Origin of the sequence: Carboxylicivirga fragile, assembly GCF_050589805.1 — a bacterium.
Classification (GTDB): Bacteria; Bacteroidota; Bacteroidia; order Bacteroidales; family Marinilabiliaceae; genus Carboxylicivirga; species Carboxylicivirga fragile.
The window spans coordinates 40,344-57,007 of the sequence record NZ_JBNGOY010000008.1 but is presented as its reverse complement, the minus strand read 5'-3'; the positions used below and the strand labels follow the sequence as shown (position 1 = coordinate 57,007).

The window sequence follows — 16,664 nt, the reverse complement described above, 5'->3', positions numbered from 1 at the left end:
ATTCGCCAAACAAAGGCTAGTATAACCTTAAAAATAAGTTCTATGAAAAGAATACTTTTAGTTTTTGGAATTGCTTTAGCTCTTGCATCTTGTCAGCAAAATGTAGCAGTTAAAGAAAAAAATAACGTTCAAACTTTTGAGATGACCACCGAAATTCCGGCAGGTATTCTCACCCCCGACAATGTTGAAACAAGTATTGGTACCTTGGAATATTTTGATGGAGTTCCTTCAAAAGAAACTGCCGAAAATGTGTATGACTATCTAGATAAAATGCGTGGTGTTGATGCTTTCATGAAGGGCATACCTGGTGCTTCAGTTAGAGGTTTAATTATTGGACTAGAAGAAGCTGGCGTAGATGATTACAATAAAGTGGGAATTACAAAAAGCTTGTTAGATTCAAAATCGTTACTCTTAACAGCCAATACCTCTACCATTTATGTTACTCCGTATTTAAATGTTGGCAAACACGGTCCCATAGTCATGGAAATTCCTGCTGGTATGTTGGGTGCTTTTAACGATGCATGGTTTCGTTTCATCGCCGATATTGGACCTTTTGGCGAAGACAAAGGCAAAGGTGGAAAATATTTGATATTGCCTCCAGCGTATGAAGGTGAAATTCCAGAAGGTTATTTTGTAATAAAATCTCCAACCAACAGAGTATTTGTTTTTACAAGAACCTCCATTGCAAATGGTATTGAAAAAGCCGTAAAGATGATTGGAGAAACGCTAAAAGTATATCCATTGGCTGAAATTGATAATCCAAAAGCAATGGAATTAGTTGATATTTCAGGCGTAGATTTCAATACGGTACATACCAATGACTTTTCTTTTTATGAGCATTTAGCTGAATGGATTAACGAGGAGCATGTGAATATGTTGGATGATGTTACAAAAGGACTCTTTGCATCCATTGGTATTGAAAAAGGAAAAACTTTTGCTCCCGATGAACGAATGAAAGGATTGCTTACAGAAGCCGTTGCCATTGGAAATGCGGCTGCTCGTTCAATTACTTTTTATCCGCGTACCGATAAAAATTTAGCGGGTGTAGAAATTTATCCGGATACCGAAAGTTCATGGATAATGGCTTTTGCTGATAAAAATGTGTTTTTTACCACCGAAACAGGCGGTTTAGATGTAGATGCTTTGGATATGTTTCACTACAGCTACACTGCTGTTACTCCTGCCATGGCCGTTACTATTGAAGGAGCGGGGTCTGATTATGCCATTTCATTTTTGGATGGAGAAAAAAAACCGTTTGATGGTGCAAAACAATACAAATTGCATATTCCAGCAAATGTACCGGTAAATGATTTTTGGGCGGTAACTATTTACGACACCCAAACACGTTCATTGTTACAAACTGACCAACAGTTTCCTACAGTGGGTAGTTTAACGGAAGGGTTTAAACAAAACGAAGATGGTTCTTACGATGTGTTTTTCTCTCCAAATCCTGCTTCAGGTATGGAAAATAATTGGTTACAAACCATTCCCGGAAAAAGTTTTATTGTCATTCTTCGTGTATATGGTCCTTTAAAACCGTGGATTGATAAAACATGGAGACCAAGTGAAGTTATGTTAGTTGAGTAAATTGATTAGAAGCTATTTGAATCTTATAAAGGATAAACCATGAAAAGACTTAAAAACAAAATAAAAATAATTGTTATTCCATTAATAGGGGTTTTGGCTTTTGCTTGTCAACAAACACCAGCACCTAAACCGGGAGATGTCTTACCGTTTCCAGAACCACCGTCAGCGAGTGCAACAGGTAAAACCCTTGCCGATTCAAAACACCAGTGGCGAAAAGCCGAAAATCATTTACCAAAGGATGCTCCTAACATTGTCATCTTTATGACCGATGATGCGGGCTTTTCGAATCCAGAGGTGTTTGGCGGTCCCATACATATGCCAACCATGGAGCGTTTGGCTGAATCGGGTATCTGCTACAATGCATTTCATACCACGGCCATGTGTTCTCCTACCAGAGCATCATTATTAACAGGGCGTAACCATCACAGAGTGGGTGCAGGTCAGATTGCGGAATATGCTTCAGACTGGGATGGTTATGTGGGAAAAATACCAAAGTCTACAGCCACGGTTGCACAGGTACTTTCATATTATGGCTACAACACGGCGGCCTTTGGAAAATGGCACAACACGCCAGTAACTGACATAACTAAACTAGGACCATTTGACCGCTATCCAACAGGACTGGGCTTTGACTACTTTTATGGCTTTTTAGCCGGAGAAACATCACAGTACGAACCTGTACTGTTTGAAAATACCAACCCTGTAGAAGCGCCGCACGACGCTAAATATCACCTAACAGAAGACTTGGCTGAAAAATCCATTCAGTGGATGAGAACCAGTAAAACATTAAATCCAGACAAGCCTTTCTTTGTGTACTTCGCTCCTGGTGCTGTTCATGGTCCTCACCATATTTTCAAAGAGTGGGCTGATAAATATGATGGCAAATTTGATGAAGGTTGGGAAGTACTGAGAACCATGACCTTTGAAAAACAGAAAGAACTAGGTTGGATTCCACAGGATGCCATACTGAATCCCTTAGCAGAAAGTATGCAAAAATGGAGTGATATTCCGGAATCCCAACGCGAATTTCAATCACGCTTAATGGAAATATATGCAGGATTCCTGGAGCATACCGATGTGCAGTACGGAAAGGTTGTAGATGAAATCGAACGTCAGGGAGAACTGGACAACACTTTGATTATCTATATTAACTCCGACAACGGACCTTCCGCTGAGGGTTTAAATGGAACCATATCTGAACTTTTGGCACAGAATTCAATGCCTTCAACGCAAGAACAACAGATGGATGTTCTTAACAAAGACTATGGCGGAATGGATGCCTTGGGTGGACCCAAGCTTGACATTATGTATCACCATGGTTGGGCATTTTCAGGATCTGCACCTTTTCAGAGTACCAAGTTAGTTGCCGCTCATCTGGGTGGAACTCGAACTCCCCTGGTTATATCATGGCCTGCAAAGATAAAGCATGACGGGAAAATTCGTTCTCAGTTTCATCATGTGAATGATATTGCAGCGACTATTTATGACATTCTTGATATTGAAGCTCCGAGGTTTGTGGATGGAATAGAACAGCAACAGCTTGACGGAATATCCATGGCCTATACCTTTGATAATCCTGAGGCCGAAGCAGCCAAACATACCCAGTATTTTGAGATTATGGGCAGCCGTGGTGTTTATCACGAAGGTTGGTTTGCGGGAACTCCTGGTCCTCGAACACCTTGGTCTACTGACATTTCTCGCGTTTTGAACTGGGAACCGGAAAATGATGTATGGGAACTTTACAACCTGGAAAAAGACTACTCACAGTCGCAAGACCTGGCAAAAGAAAATCCGGAAAAGCTGGCTGAGTTGAAAGCCGTATTTGACAACGAGGCCACAGATAACCTCGTATATCCTATTGGAGCAGGATTATATACTGCGCTCTACAACTCCAGTGAAATGCCCTCTTCCCCTTTGACAGAATGGTCATTCTTTGAAGGTCAAGGTAGAATACCGGAAGCAATTGCCCCAAAGTTTGTAAGCGGACGCTCTACTTTGGCAGTGATCGATGCAGAAATACCAAAGGATGCAGAAGGAGTACTTTTTGCTTTAGGGGGTATCTCGTCAGGATTCACCGTGTACATGGATAATGGTATTTTGAAAGCGGAATACAACGCCATGACATTAAATCGTTATAAAGTTTCCTCTAAATCAGCTATTCCCACGGGTAAAGTAAACATTGAGGTAGAGACCAAATATGATACAAAAGAGCGTTTGGCTCCTGCAACGATTACTTTAAAAGTGAATGGAAAAGAAGTAGGACAAGTGCGTATGGAACGTTCTGTACCTGGTGGGCATACCGCATCTGAAACTTTTGATGTTGGAGTAGATTATGGTTCGCCTGTGGCGCTAGATTACTTTGATAGAGCACCATTTAGGTTTAACGGAAAGATTGAAAAAATCCATATTAAATATATTGATTAAAGCTGTCTATAAACGCTGAGTGATGTTTGTTTAACAGGCATTTAATAAATAACCTGTTTAGTGGCCGTACCAGTGCGCAGCCACTAAACAAGGTTTTTAGGTAAAACTCTTTTACGTAGCAAAGAATAGAAGAAGATAATAAACATAATCCTACAGCATTATGAAAAAAAAATATTCCAAATTACAAATATTAACGACTCTAGCACTGTCCGCTCTATTGTTGAGTTGTACGCAGCAAACTGCAAAAGAGCAGCAGCCCATTACTTCTGTATCAAAAGATATAAAGGAAATTCATGCCGGAATTTTAGAAGGCTATTTATCAAAAGAAGAAATTCCGAATAGTTTAAAATTAGTACCTCCGCCACCGAAGGAAGGATCGGCAGCTTTTTTCTTGGATCAAGAAATTGCAGCTATGTACGTATCTTTAGACGATAGTGCCAGAAAAGAACAAGCAAAAAATGATGCTGTATTGTCTTTCCCTGAGGCTACCGAAGCTTTTAATAGTGTGTTGGACATAAAAATAACGGAAGAATCCACACCGCATTTATATATGATTCTTCGCAGGACTTTGGCAGATGCAGGTTTGTCAACTTATGCCGCCAAAAACCACTATCAGCGGGCGCGGCCATTTATGCTTAACAATACGCCTACTTGCACACCCGATGAAGAAGCAGTTTTACGTACAGATGGATCGTATCCTTCGGGACATACCGCTATCGGTTGGGCTTGGGCGTTAATTTTAACGGAAGTGTTTCCTGAACAAACCGATGTTATTATGGAAAGAGGCTTACAATTTGGCATCAGCCGTAATGTATGTAATGTACATTGGCATAGCGATGTGGTTTACGGAAGAATGATGGGAGCTGCAGCAGTAGCTATGTTGCATGCTAATACTGATTTTATGATTGATGTAGAAGCTGCAAAAGAAGAAGTTAAAGCCTTAAGAAATTAAACTATAATTCTTATCAAAATAAAAACCTATATCCAATACTATGAAAAGGAAATATTTTATACTCGCTACGCTAGTTTTATCCTTAACAACGCTGGCGTTTACTCAAGAAATAAAGCCTACCTATGCGGCTGATGTACCTGAGTTTTTACTTACACCAGACAAGGTAGAGACTGATTTACTCGGGGAACTCGAATTCTTCGATGGTATGCCCAATGAAGCTACTGTTCAGAAAAGTTTTGATTTTCTTGACCTATCACGTGGCGTAGAGGCATTTTTGAGTGGAATGCCAGCCGTTTCTATCTATGCCATGCTCGAAGGACTTAAAGAAGCAGGCTTGCAACCGGGGGATCTCGGTCTTTTTGGAGGTTTGATGGATGCACGTACTTTATTCCTGACTGCGCAATCAACAACTCCTTATGCCTTTGTTGAGGTTGACTTAAAAAATGGCCCCGTTGTAGTAGAGATACCCGGACCTGTATTGGGCTCGCTTGATGATGCTTTTTTTCGTTATGTTAGTGATGTAGGGCTAACGGGTCCTGATCGAGGCAAGGGAGGTAAGTATCTGTTTATAGGACCTGACTACGAAGGAGATATCCCTGAAGGCTACTTTGTGGCAAAATCCACAACCTATCGCCACTGGCTTTTCATGCGTGTTTTTGTAAAAGATGGTGATGTGAAGGGATCTACAGTACAACTAAAAGAAGGTTTTCGCTGTTATCCTCTTGCACAAGCTAATAAACCTCCAGAGCAGAGGATACTAGATTTGTCAGGGCAAAAATTTAATACCATTCATGCAAACAACGAGCACTTTTACGAAGAACTTAACGCGGTTATACAATATGAACCTGCCGATGCTTTTAATCCCGAACTGGTAGGACTTTTTGCCTCTATCGGAATTAAAAAAGGAAAACCGTTTGCTCCGGATGAGCGCATGCAAAAAATATTGAAGGACGCAGCTGCAATTGCTAACGCTTCGGCACGCTCCCTTGTTTTCAGACCTCGCGATGCAGATGTTTATTTCTACCCAGATCGTCGATGGTATACATCCTTTGCAGGCGGCCATGATTTTATGGATAATGGGGAAATGAATATTGATAGTCGTACTATTTTTCACTATGTTGCTACCGGCATTACACCAGCCATGTCCATGCCAAAAGTGGGAACAGGATCGGCCTATGCTTTTACGCCGCACGATGCGGAAGGAAACTATCTCGATGGTGGAAAAACATATAAAGTAACCCTACCTGCACCTATCCCCGTGAACAACTTTTGGTCATTCATGGTCTATTCTGGCCAACATCGCTCCATGTTGGAGACCGATCAAAAAGAAGCCGGTCTCGATAGCAACAGCCCAACCATTCAACAAAACGAAGATGAATCCTATACGGTTTGGTTCGGTCCTAAGGCACCCGAAGGTCATGAAGACAATTGGATTCAGACTATCCCTGGTAAAAGCTACAACGTATTACTGCGCCTTTATGGTCCACTGGAACCTTGGTTTGATAAAATATGGAAGCCCGGTGATTTTGAAATAGTGGAATAAAGAAGATGCACCCATTCAACGATTTATTATTGTTGAATGGGTGTTTTTTATCTAGGTAACAATGGAGATTGGAAACACAGCTATCGCCCAACTCTAATATACTTTAAAGGAAATAATAGTATTATGACTTTTAAATTATTTTTATTTATAGCGCTAACGTCTTTTGTTTTAAATTTTGAGATTTTTTCGCAAGATGTAACAAGTGATAATATTGTTACAAAACAGATTTGGCTGGATTACAACCCTTCGTATAAATTAAATGAAGCGTTTAACCTTTATGGTGATATTGGAGCAAGAACAGTTTCTCCTCATGAGTGGAATCGATATGTGATTAGACCTTCTATTCGTTATCAATTACCCAAAACAATATTTTCAAATTTATATTACCGTTCCGAATTGCATGGTGGTATCGGGTTTTTCTTCACCAATAACTTGTCGGATGTAAATAGGTTTGAGATTCGACCTTTTCAAGGCTATAAAATAAGCTGGCCAAACCGTCCAAGAATCAGAATTCAGCATTACCTAAGGTTGGAAGAGCGATTTGATATAGACGCTACAAATTGGGTGAATACATTTGGGCTTAGACTTCGCTATCAGGCAGCCATGGTATTTTTTTTAAAGGGTGATTGGCTAAGTTTTAACAATGGCATTTATCTTCCGGTTAATGTAGAGCTATTCTGGAATCTTATAGGAGTAAAACAGTTTAATGATGCGGTTAGGGTTATGTTCGGGCTTGGACGTGAATTTTCACCAAAATGGAAAGGTGAAGTAGACATTGGTTACTTTTATACAAGAAATACCGTTGAAGATGTTTTTGCTACCAATGATTTAGCACTAAGAATTAGGGTTTATTATAACTTTTGAGAGAATAAGTGCCCAATCAAACTCAACATGGTAAATGAATACCTATAATTTGAGTGTTTTTATATCTATATGAGTGTTACGGCATTGGGGCTAGCGGCGTTTATATACCTTTTAGCAGAGTGAAAAGCTTCAACTTTATATAGGGTTATTTTTTCATACCTTTATTATCCAACTATACCGACATGAAAACCCTTATTCGATTATTCCTTCTTATAGTTCCGCTTGGCTTGCAAGCACAGATAGATACTTACTGGATCGATACAACAACACATAAGTTTGGAGACCATTCGTACTTTTTTACCAACCGCCCCTTAAAAGTAAAAAGCAAAAAAGGTATTTTAGAATTTAAGAACAAAACAAACAAGAAGACCGACAACCTTTATTTTTGCTTGTTTGATTACGCACAGGATACTTTTTTAATTAAATACAGGGCTAAGAATAGCTCCAATAACTACCCCGTTGAAAAAGTTGAAAATAATATCTTCTACAAAATCTATGACGATTTACGCATAAAAAAGGGCATAAAAAAATTTTCAGTAGTGATACCTGGATACTCTCACACCTTCGATGATCAGATATATAAGTACATGCATCGTGTTAAAAAGACTTATGCCGATTCGGTGAAACACAATATGGTACACTTACTCTATGCGTGGAGCGATGAATGGCGGCCTTATCGTTATCATAGTGCTAGAACTTCTGCCATACGCGGAGCAGCCGACTTTGCTATATTTCAACACATGCTGGAGGATTTTTTATCGGATAGCGTTTTTTTCTCCACTCATCCGAAAGACATCACTTTTTATTTGACTTGCTCTTCCATGGGAAATCAGTTGCTGAAGAAGTACTTAATTAAGCGTGAAAAACAGGATATACCATTCACAAAGGTCTATAAGCATATATTATTTATAGGGAGCGATGCTTCATGGGGCTCTTTCGAAGAAGGAAAGGGCTTTGACCATCTTAACGAACTGTGCGATACGGTTACGGTAACCTGGCATGATAACGACATCCCCTTAAAAGCTTCAAAATCGCTCAATTTTCGCAAGCGGATGGGCCTGTATGGTCCTCGTAAACCTGAAAACTTACCCGGCTATATTAAGGTTTTGGATGTTGGTGAATTTCTGGTTGAAGAAGATAAAAAGGGGCTATGGCACGATTACCTGTTAACTAATCCTCAATTACAGCAAATGATACTTAACGGTATCAAAGAGGATGAGAATGTTAAGCCTTGAGAATATGCAACATTCTAAGGCATTGCTTCAAGAAGGTTACCGATTCTTAATTCTGTACAACAACCTTTAATATCTATAATTCGAGTTAAACTTCAATGATTATTCTGTTGAATATTTAAAAGCCTTATAGTATGAAATAAGGGGCAATTGTATCGATAGAGAAATATGCTCTCGACCCCCTTTTCTAAATAAAAAACATTGATTTTTACCACCTTTCCCTAACAAAAAACAATCGACTTTAAATAAAATATGCAATACAAACACTTCTGTTATGTGCAGCTTAATGATTTTAGTTGTTTAAAGCAGTCAATAAACATCTGCCTTATTTATAATAACTCTAATTTAGCCTCAATCTGTTTAGTTGCTATAAAACTAAAACAGAATTCGCAAATATTTTATAATTTGACACAAAGATCACTGCTGTTTCAAAAAATGCATTTAAACTGTATTTTGATGGGCATTAAATTAATCCAACATAAATGACTATTGCAAAACAAAAAGTACTAATTGTTGACGATACTCCAGAGAATATATCTTTGATATCCAATGCACTTTCGGACAGGAAACGAATTGCTGCAACTAATGGATCTAAAGCCATAGAGCTTGCACTTCAGCATAAACCAGACTTAATTCTTTTAGATATAATAATGCCCGAAATGGATGGTTTTGAGGTTTGTAGAATATTAAAGTCTAATCAAGAGACTAAGGATATTCCAGTAATATTTATTACCGCCGAAACTGAAACTGAAAGTATTGTTAAGGGTTTTGAAGTGGGCGGAATTGATTATGTAACTAAACCTATTAATGTTAGAGAGTTGCAAGCACGTGTTAAAACACAGTTGGCTCTTAAAACATCGATGGACGATAATATCCGATACATTGCTGAAATTGATAAAAGAAACAAGCAAATTACAGACAGTATTAATTATGCTCATTTAATTCAAAAAGCAAGTCTACCGTCGAAAGATTACCTAAAAGATATTTTGCCCAAACATTTTGTGTATTATGGTCCTAGAGATATTGTAAGTGGGGATTTTTATTGGGCTAAGAAAGTGGAGGATAAAACCATAGTTATTGCAGCAGATTGCACAGGGCATGGTGTTCCTGGAGCATTTTTAAGTATGTATGGCATAGCTTTTTTAAATGAAATTGTACTGAAAGACAAAATAACTGAGCCTGACCAAATCTTGAACCGCATGCGCGAAACAGTAATACAATCACTCAATCAGGGTGAAATGACCAATATGCAAGATGGTATGGATATGGTTGTATTGACCATAAACAGTAATTTTAGTTCGGTTGACTACGCAGGTGCTAACAATCCTCTATGGATATTACGGGGGGAAGAAATGTTGATAACTCGTGGGGACACGATGCCTATAGGGAAACATGTATTTATGAATGATTTCACAAAGCATACAGTGCCACTTATTAAAGGGGATCAATTGTACATATTTTCTGATGGTTATGCTGATCAGTTTGGAGGCCCCAGGAACAGGAAACTAATGAAAAAAAATTTCAGAGCAAAGCTTATTGAGTTTTCAGAATTTGAATTGGCAGAACAAAAGAAAAAGCTCTTAGAGTTTTTCTGCGAATGGCAAGATGGCAATGAACAGATTGATGATACTCTTATCATAAGTATAAAAATTTAAACGGATTAAAGCTGACTCTATATCAATAACAAAAATCAAACTCTATGGTTGCAAGTTCTAAAGCAAACAATATATTTAAATCCATTGCGCTAATATCCTCCTACTTTCTAGTTTTTACAGGTGTAATAATAATTATAGGTTGGTTGATAAAAAACCAAACAATTACTCAAATTAATATCATTTATGCTCCAACACACTTTAATACAGCTTTAAGTATATTTCTTACGGGACTGTCAATAATCCTCATTTTACAGAACAAGAAAGAAGTAGCTGTAATACCATCTTTGGCCGTTTTTATTATTGCCACATTAACTATTATAGAATACTTATTCAATGTACAAATTGGCATCGATGAATTATTTCTGGAAGATTATATATTCATAAAAACCTCATCTCCTGGTAGAATGGGGATGAATACTGCTATCTGCTTTACTTTAGCGTGTTTCGGTCTTATAGCTTATTCTTTAAAATTATTTAAGAAGTACTTTTATTATATTCTATTTCCCATTAGTGGTGTAATCGGTTTAATTGCTAGTATTTCATTGGTAGGCTATTTCATTGGTCTTGAAGCTGCTTATGGTTGGGGGCACTGGACAAGGATGTCGATCAATACTTCAATTTCTTTTTTTATTATGAGTATCGGCTTATTCTCATGGTTATGGCATAATTTTGAAAAAAAGAACATTTTCAATTCTACTATCCAATGGAGACTAATAATCAGAATAATAATTCCGGTAATACTAATCTACATTGTAGATTCTATTGCAGACATTAATCATTTAAAGAAAATTACTGAGCAAAAAACAGATGCCGAATTGGCTACACTAAGCTATAAGTTTGCTGAGAAAATCGACAAGAATCTTTTTGATGCAACAGAAATTCTGAGAGAAGCAAGGAGAGAGCTTTTAAATAAGGATCGTGTAAATGAGGATGAAATCTATAACTTACTCGAAAATATTGTCGAATCAGACAGCTTAATTTATGGTTCTGCCTTATTGTTTAATGAATATGATTACGACAAGAAAAAAAGGCTGTATGGCCCTTATGTCTACAAACCAGATTCAATACTCTTACGATTAGACTTAGCCAATGAGATTGATTATATGCAAGCCGATGTAGAGTGGTTTAATAAGGCCGCAGATGCTGGCAAATCAGTCTGGACAGAACCCTACTTTGATGAGGGTATTACCAATGAATTATTATGCACATATAGTGTCCCTATCTACCATGAAAAAGAAGTTTGGGCTGTAATAACCCTTGATCTACATTTGGCTGAATTACCCGTTTTAATGGAGATTAATACCTCTGATGAATTAGAATACTATATAGTTTCCACAAAAGGGACTTTCCTATACAATTCAACACGCCCTAATCTGGTAGGTCAAAACCATTATAAAAATAATATTGAGTATTCTTATGACATTGCTGATAGCCTTCCATCCCTATTTTCAACCGATGTGTCGGGTAAATTTGAATACATAGGCAACCAAACTAAAAATGAGAATTGGCTTTACTATATTCCAATAAATAGTGCTCCATGGAAGGTTTATCTGGGTATTAGCGAGTACAATGCAATTGAAGAGGTTAGAGCAGAAATTCTGAATCAATTACTAATTCTATTGTTTGTTATTACTGTACTTATAATTGTTATTGTATTGATTTCTAGAGCCATTGCCAAGCCAATTAAATTACTTAATACAGCAGTTAAGAATGTTGCCGATGGAGACTACAATACAATTATAGAAACTAACTCAGAAGATGAGGTTGGTTATTTGGCAAAGTCCTTCAACTTGATGAATACCAAACTGGTTAAGAGAGAACAGGAACTCATAGAAAAAGAGCAACGGTACAGGGCACTCATAGAATCATCGAATACGGGCGCCTGGGAGTTTAACTCAGAAACTAACTTCTTATGGTGCAGTAAGGAGTATTTTACAATGTTAGGTCGAAGTGCAGCAGATTATGATTTGTCTGGAAATGACAACCTAAATAAAGTATGGGTAGATTTATTACACCCTGATGATAAAGAAAAAGCGGCCAATTTATTTACTTGCTACCTTGAAGGTGGTTCAGTTGGAATGTATGAAAGTGTTTTCCGAATGAAGCATAAAGATGGTAGTTGGGTTTGGATCTGGTCAAGGGCAAGAACTCTGCGGAACGAGGATAATTCTATAACAACGAAGACAATCGGTACGCATATAGATATTAGTAAGCAGAAGTTAACTGAAGAATCACAAAAGCAACTCATTCATGAAGTTGGCGAAAGAGTTAAAGAGCTCAATTGTCTATATGAAATTTATAAAATTATAGACGATGAGGGTACAACTATAAATGATTTATTGAATAAAACTGTAAATATTATACCACCTTCTTGGCAATACCCTGACATTACTTGTGCAAAGATTTCTTTCTTAAATCAGGAATACTTATCTGACAATTTTATTGCAGGTGCCTGGAGTCAAAAAGAAGACATATCAATTAACGGAGAGGTGTCTGGTTCTATTGAAGTTTATTATACTGAAGAAAGACCAACTTCCGATATTGGGCCATTTATGAAAGAAGAGCAGCTCTTAATAGAGGCTATTGCTCGACAGATTGCTAATTTTTATATTAGAAAAACTGCAGTTGGGGCTTTATTAAAAAGCAAAGAAGAACTTGAAGAAAAAGTGGAGGAACGTACGGCTGAATTGCAAGAAACGGAGGAGAAAAACCGTCTTATTCTTGAATCAGCAGGCGAAGGAATACTTGGGGTTGATTTAAACGGCAGGACAACATTCATTAATACCTCGGCGACCAGAATGCTGGGGTATAGCCAGAGTGAAATAATAGGTGAAAGTATTCATGATCTAATACATAGCAAATTACCCGATGGAAGTGAGTATCCCGTTGAGAATTGTTCAATGTATAAAACCTATACACAGGGCTCAACAAATCATGTGGATACTGAGGTTTTATGGAGAAAAGATGGTACTTCATTTCCTGTTGATTATACCAGTAAGCCCATTATGAAAGATGGAAATTGTCTGGGAGCTGTAATTACTTTTTCAGATATAACAAAAAGAAAAGAGGTTGAAGAAAAGTTGTTATTGTCGAGATATGCTTTAGATCATGCGGGTGATTCCATTCTATGGATCGATATCAATAGCGGAAAATTTAAATATGTAAATGAAAAAAGCTGGACTACTCTAGAATATTCACAAGAAGAAATGCTGGAGTTATTTGTATATGATATTGACCCGAACTTTAGCAAGGAGAGTTGGAAGCAATTTTCTGCTAAAATAATAAAAGAAGGTATCGTAAGTCTTGAATCAATTAATAAAACAAAAAGTGGAGAACTTTTCCCTATTGAAGTTACAGCATCTTATATAAAATTTGGAGAGGTTGAACATATCGTTGCATTTACAAGAGATATAAGTGAACGCAAAAAGGCTGAAGAAAAGAACCAAAAACTGCTCACCGCCGTTGAAAAAAGTCCTGCAATGATTTCCATAGCTACACCTGAAGGGATAGTAGACTATGTTAACCCTCAATACTCCAGTGTAACAGGATTTAGCGCAAAAGAAGTGATAGGAAAAACACATTCACTTTTAAAAACTGGTGTGCTGAGTAGAATTGAATACGATGAAATATTTAAGCAAATACAAAACCAAAAACACTGGAGTGGTGAATTAGAGAGCGTAAAGAAAGATGGGAGCCCTTTCTGGAGTAGTCTGTCATTGGCAGGAGTGCTTGATAATGTAGGAAACCTTACGCATATTGTAATCATTGAAGAAGATATTACCAGTAGAAAGGAAGCGGAACAAAATTTAATCGTTGCAAAAGAAACTTCGGAAAGAATAATTGATGAGTCACCAGTACCCATGCTAATAACCAACGTAAAAGGAGAAGTTTTAAAAGCAAACAATGCCTTCTTAAAGTTAGTGAAACTTTCATCCTTTACTCAATTATGCAAATTTAATGTCGTAGATGCTTATGCAGATATTGAAGATAGAAATAAAGTAGTTGAAAAGATAAAAGCAGAAGGTACTATAAAAGATCAAGAATTGAATATTAAGCTATTTGGTACGGGAGAGCAACGAACTGTTTTATTCTCCACCATTTTAGTTGATTATTCGGGTGAAAAAGTGCTGCTTTCTTCTTATCTAGATGTAACCGAAATCAATAATCATCGTGCCGAATTGGAAAAAGCTAAAGAAATTGCCGAAGATGCAACAAAGGCAAAAAGTGAGTTTTTGGCTACTATGAGTCATGAAATAAGAACCCCTATGAATGCCATTATAGGATTAAGTCAGTTAGCTTTGGCTACTGATCTTGATGCCAAACAGGGCGATTATGTAAAAAAAATAAATTCCTCTGGGCATTCGTTACTTGGCATTATCAACGACATACTTGATTTCTCTAAAATTGAGGCTGGAAAACTGAACTTTGAAAATATTGAATTTGATTTAGAACAGGTTTTTGAAGATAATGCCAATGTGGTAACCTACAAAGCCCATGAAAAAGGACTTGAATTTGTGTTAGGGATTGGTAAAAATGTGCCACTTTCTTTGGTTGGTGATCCTTTACGATTACGACAAGTTTTAGTTAACCTCGTAAATAATGCTATAAAATTTACACATCAAGGAGAAATTTCTGTACTCGCTAACTTGGTTGAAGAAACAGATGACAACGTAGTTATAGAGTTTTCGGTTAATGATACCGGAATCGGTATTGAAGAGGAAAAATTGAACAAACTGTTTAAATCCTTTTCTCAGGCCGACGCTTCTACCACTCGTAAATATGGAGGAACTGGTTTAGGTCTTGCCATATGTAAAGGTATAGTAGATGGCCAAAATGGAAAAATATGGGTGAAAAGTAAAGAAGGAGAAGGTAGTTCATTTTGTTTTTCCCTGCCTTTTACAAAGCAAAAATCGCAGAAAAAAGACAAGTTTAAACCTACACCCGATGTACGCGGATTAAAGGTGTTATTATGCGATGATAATGCTACTGCTCTAGAAATATTAGCAAACACCGTAGAAGATTTATCATTTAAAGTAACAGCAGTAAACTCTGGAGCAGAAGCTATTCGACAATTAGAGCAGCATATTGAAAACCCCTTTGATTTATTATTGTTGGATTGGAAAATGCCTGAAATGGATGGAATTGAAACCATAAAGGCTTTAAAAGCTAAATTCGGTGAGAACTTAATCCCTTCTATCATAATGGTAACCGCTTATAATAGCGATGAAATTTACCAAGATGTAAAAGAAATGGATATTGCAGGTTTATTGGTGAAACCAGTAAGTCATTCGACCTTGTTAAATGCAATTATGACCGCATTTGGAAAGATTGATACTATAAAAGTTTTTAATAAAAATGAATTAATTCAGAAGGTTGAAAAACTTGCGTCCTTAAAAGGTGCAAGGATTTTACTAGTTGAAGATAATGATATAAACCAGCAAGTTGCCAAGGAGCTAATTGAGACTGCTGGTATTAATGTTGATGTTGCTGAAAACGGCCAGGTAGCTGTAGATATACTTAAAGCAAATGCTCATAAATATCAACTGGTGTTTATGGATATTCAGATGCCAGTGATGGATGGTTATACTGCTACAACTTGTATACGTAAAGATTTGGGATTGATTAGCCTACCCATTGTGGCCATGACGGCCGATGCCATAGCCGGCGTAAAAGAAAAGTGCCTGAATGTGGGAATGAACGATTTTATTACAAAACCCATTGATACCGATAGTTTATACGAAACCTTAAAAAAACACATAACAGCAGGCTCCTTTGAAGCTGAAATTATTGATAAGCCGGTGGTAGAATTGAAAGAAATAAATATTCCTGAATTTGAACATATTAATATTGTCGAAGGATTAAAGAGAGTGAACAACAATAAAGAGCTGTATGCTGATTTGCTCCAAAAGTTCCATAAACGCTATAGTAGTTTCGAACAAGACCTCGCTGAACTTCTTACCACAACCGATGAGTTAAAGCGCTATATTCATACCCTAAAAGGCACATCAGGTAATATCGGAGCTATAGATCTTCATGAAGCAACCATAGAGCTTGAATTGAACATTCTGAATCCGGGTTTTGAGCCTTTGCTAAGAAACTATCAACTAAAGTTGAATTTGGTAATAAATGAGTTGAGCGCTTTTATTCATGCAAGAGAGAATTTGAATGATTTAAATGCTCAGGATAATTCACAGCCCATAAAAAATGTAGAAGATATTATTGATGAGCTAAACGATTTAAAAACACTAATAACTGAAAATGATTTAGATGCTGCAGATATATTAAAAGAAATCTTACATAAAAACCTAAATCCAGATCTAAAGAACAAACTTAAAACTGCACTTGAAGCACTAGACTCTTTTGACTTTGATGCTGCCAATGAAGTAATAAATCAATTAAGTTTGTAA

General features: G+C 37.2%; 8 protein-coding genes. All 8 read left to right on the top strand.

Annotation, left to right across the window (positions count from 1 at the left end):
* Positions 1 to 42: 42 nt before the first annotated feature.
* The 8 genes from ACRD7B_RS04810 to ACRD7B_RS04775 all read left to right on the top strand — a co-directional run bounded on the left by ACRD7B_RS04810 (position 43) and on the right by ACRD7B_RS04775 (position 16,664).
* Entirely contained in the window at positions 43 to 1,587 is a 1,545-nt protein-coding gene (locus ACRD7B_RS04810; protein WP_430823340.1) for a DUF1214 domain-containing protein, read from the top strand.
* 39 nt (positions 1,588 to 1,626) lie between these two features.
* Positions 1,627 to 4,011: an arylsulfatase gene (locus ACRD7B_RS04805; RefSeq protein WP_430823339.1), complete on the top strand. Its 2,385-nt coding sequence runs from the start codon at positions 1,627 to 1,629 to the stop codon at positions 4,009 to 4,011.
* A 220-nt stretch (positions 4,012 to 4,231) separates the two neighbouring features.
* The gene (locus ACRD7B_RS04800) at positions 4,232 to 4,963 is read left to right on the top strand and encodes an acid phosphatase (RefSeq protein WP_430823338.1); all 732 of its coding nucleotides are present in this window, start codon (positions 4,232 to 4,234) and stop codon (positions 4,961 to 4,963) included.
* 205 nt (positions 4,964 to 5,168) lie between these two features.
* The gene (locus ACRD7B_RS04795; RefSeq protein WP_430823337.1) at positions 5,169 to 6,506 is read left to right on the top strand and encodes a DUF1254 domain-containing protein; all 1,338 of its coding nucleotides are present in this window, start codon (positions 5,169 to 5,171) and stop codon (positions 6,504 to 6,506) included.
* A gap of 123 nt (positions 6,507 to 6,629) precedes the next feature.
* A complete protein-coding gene (locus ACRD7B_RS04790) occupies positions 6,630 to 7,370 on the top strand; it encodes a DUF2490 domain-containing protein (RefSeq protein ID WP_430823336.1) in 741 nt (246 codons plus the stop codon).
* Positions 7,371 to 7,552: 182 nt separating this feature from the next.
* Positions 7,553 to 8,605 carry a hypothetical protein gene (locus ACRD7B_RS04785; protein ID WP_430823335.1) on the top strand — a complete coding sequence of 351 codons (1,053 nt, stop codon included), beginning with the start codon at positions 7,553 to 7,555 and terminating at the stop codon, positions 8,603 to 8,605.
* Between the two features lie 479 nt (positions 8,606 to 9,084).
* Complete coding sequence (locus tag ACRD7B_RS04780) at positions 9,085 to 10,257, top strand: response regulator (RefSeq protein WP_430823334.1); 1,173 nt, start codon at positions 9,085 to 9,087, stop codon at positions 10,255 to 10,257.
* Between the two features lie 44 nt (positions 10,258 to 10,301).
* On the top strand, positions 10,302 to 16,664 hold the full coding sequence (locus ACRD7B_RS04775; protein ID WP_430823333.1) for a PAS domain S-box protein: 6,363 nt from the start codon (positions 10,302 to 10,304) through the stop codon (positions 16,662 to 16,664).

Coding starts and splice junctions, on each gene's coding strand:
- ACRD7B_RS04810 (WP_430823340.1), top strand. CDS start 43: ATGAAAAGAATACTTTTAGTTTTTGGAATTGCTTTAGCTCTTGCATCT.
- ACRD7B_RS04805 (WP_430823339.1), top strand. CDS start 1,627: ATGAAAAGACTTAAAAACAAAATAAAAATAATTGTTATTCCATTAATA.
- ACRD7B_RS04795 (WP_430823337.1), top strand. CDS start 5,169: ATGCCCAATGAAGCTACTGTTCAGAAAAGTTTTGATTTTCTTGACCTA.
- ACRD7B_RS04790 (WP_430823336.1), top strand. CDS start 6,630: ATGACTTTTAAATTATTTTTATTTATAGCGCTAACGTCTTTTGTTTTA.
- ACRD7B_RS04785 (WP_430823335.1), top strand. CDS start 7,553: ATGAAAACCCTTATTCGATTATTCCTTCTTATAGTTCCGCTTGGCTTG.
- ACRD7B_RS04780 (WP_430823334.1), top strand. CDS start 9,085: ATGACTATTGCAAAACAAAAAGTACTAATTGTTGACGATACTCCAGAG.
- ACRD7B_RS04775 (WP_430823333.1), top strand. CDS start 10,302: ATGGTTGCAAGTTCTAAAGCAAACAATATATTTAAATCCATTGCGCTA.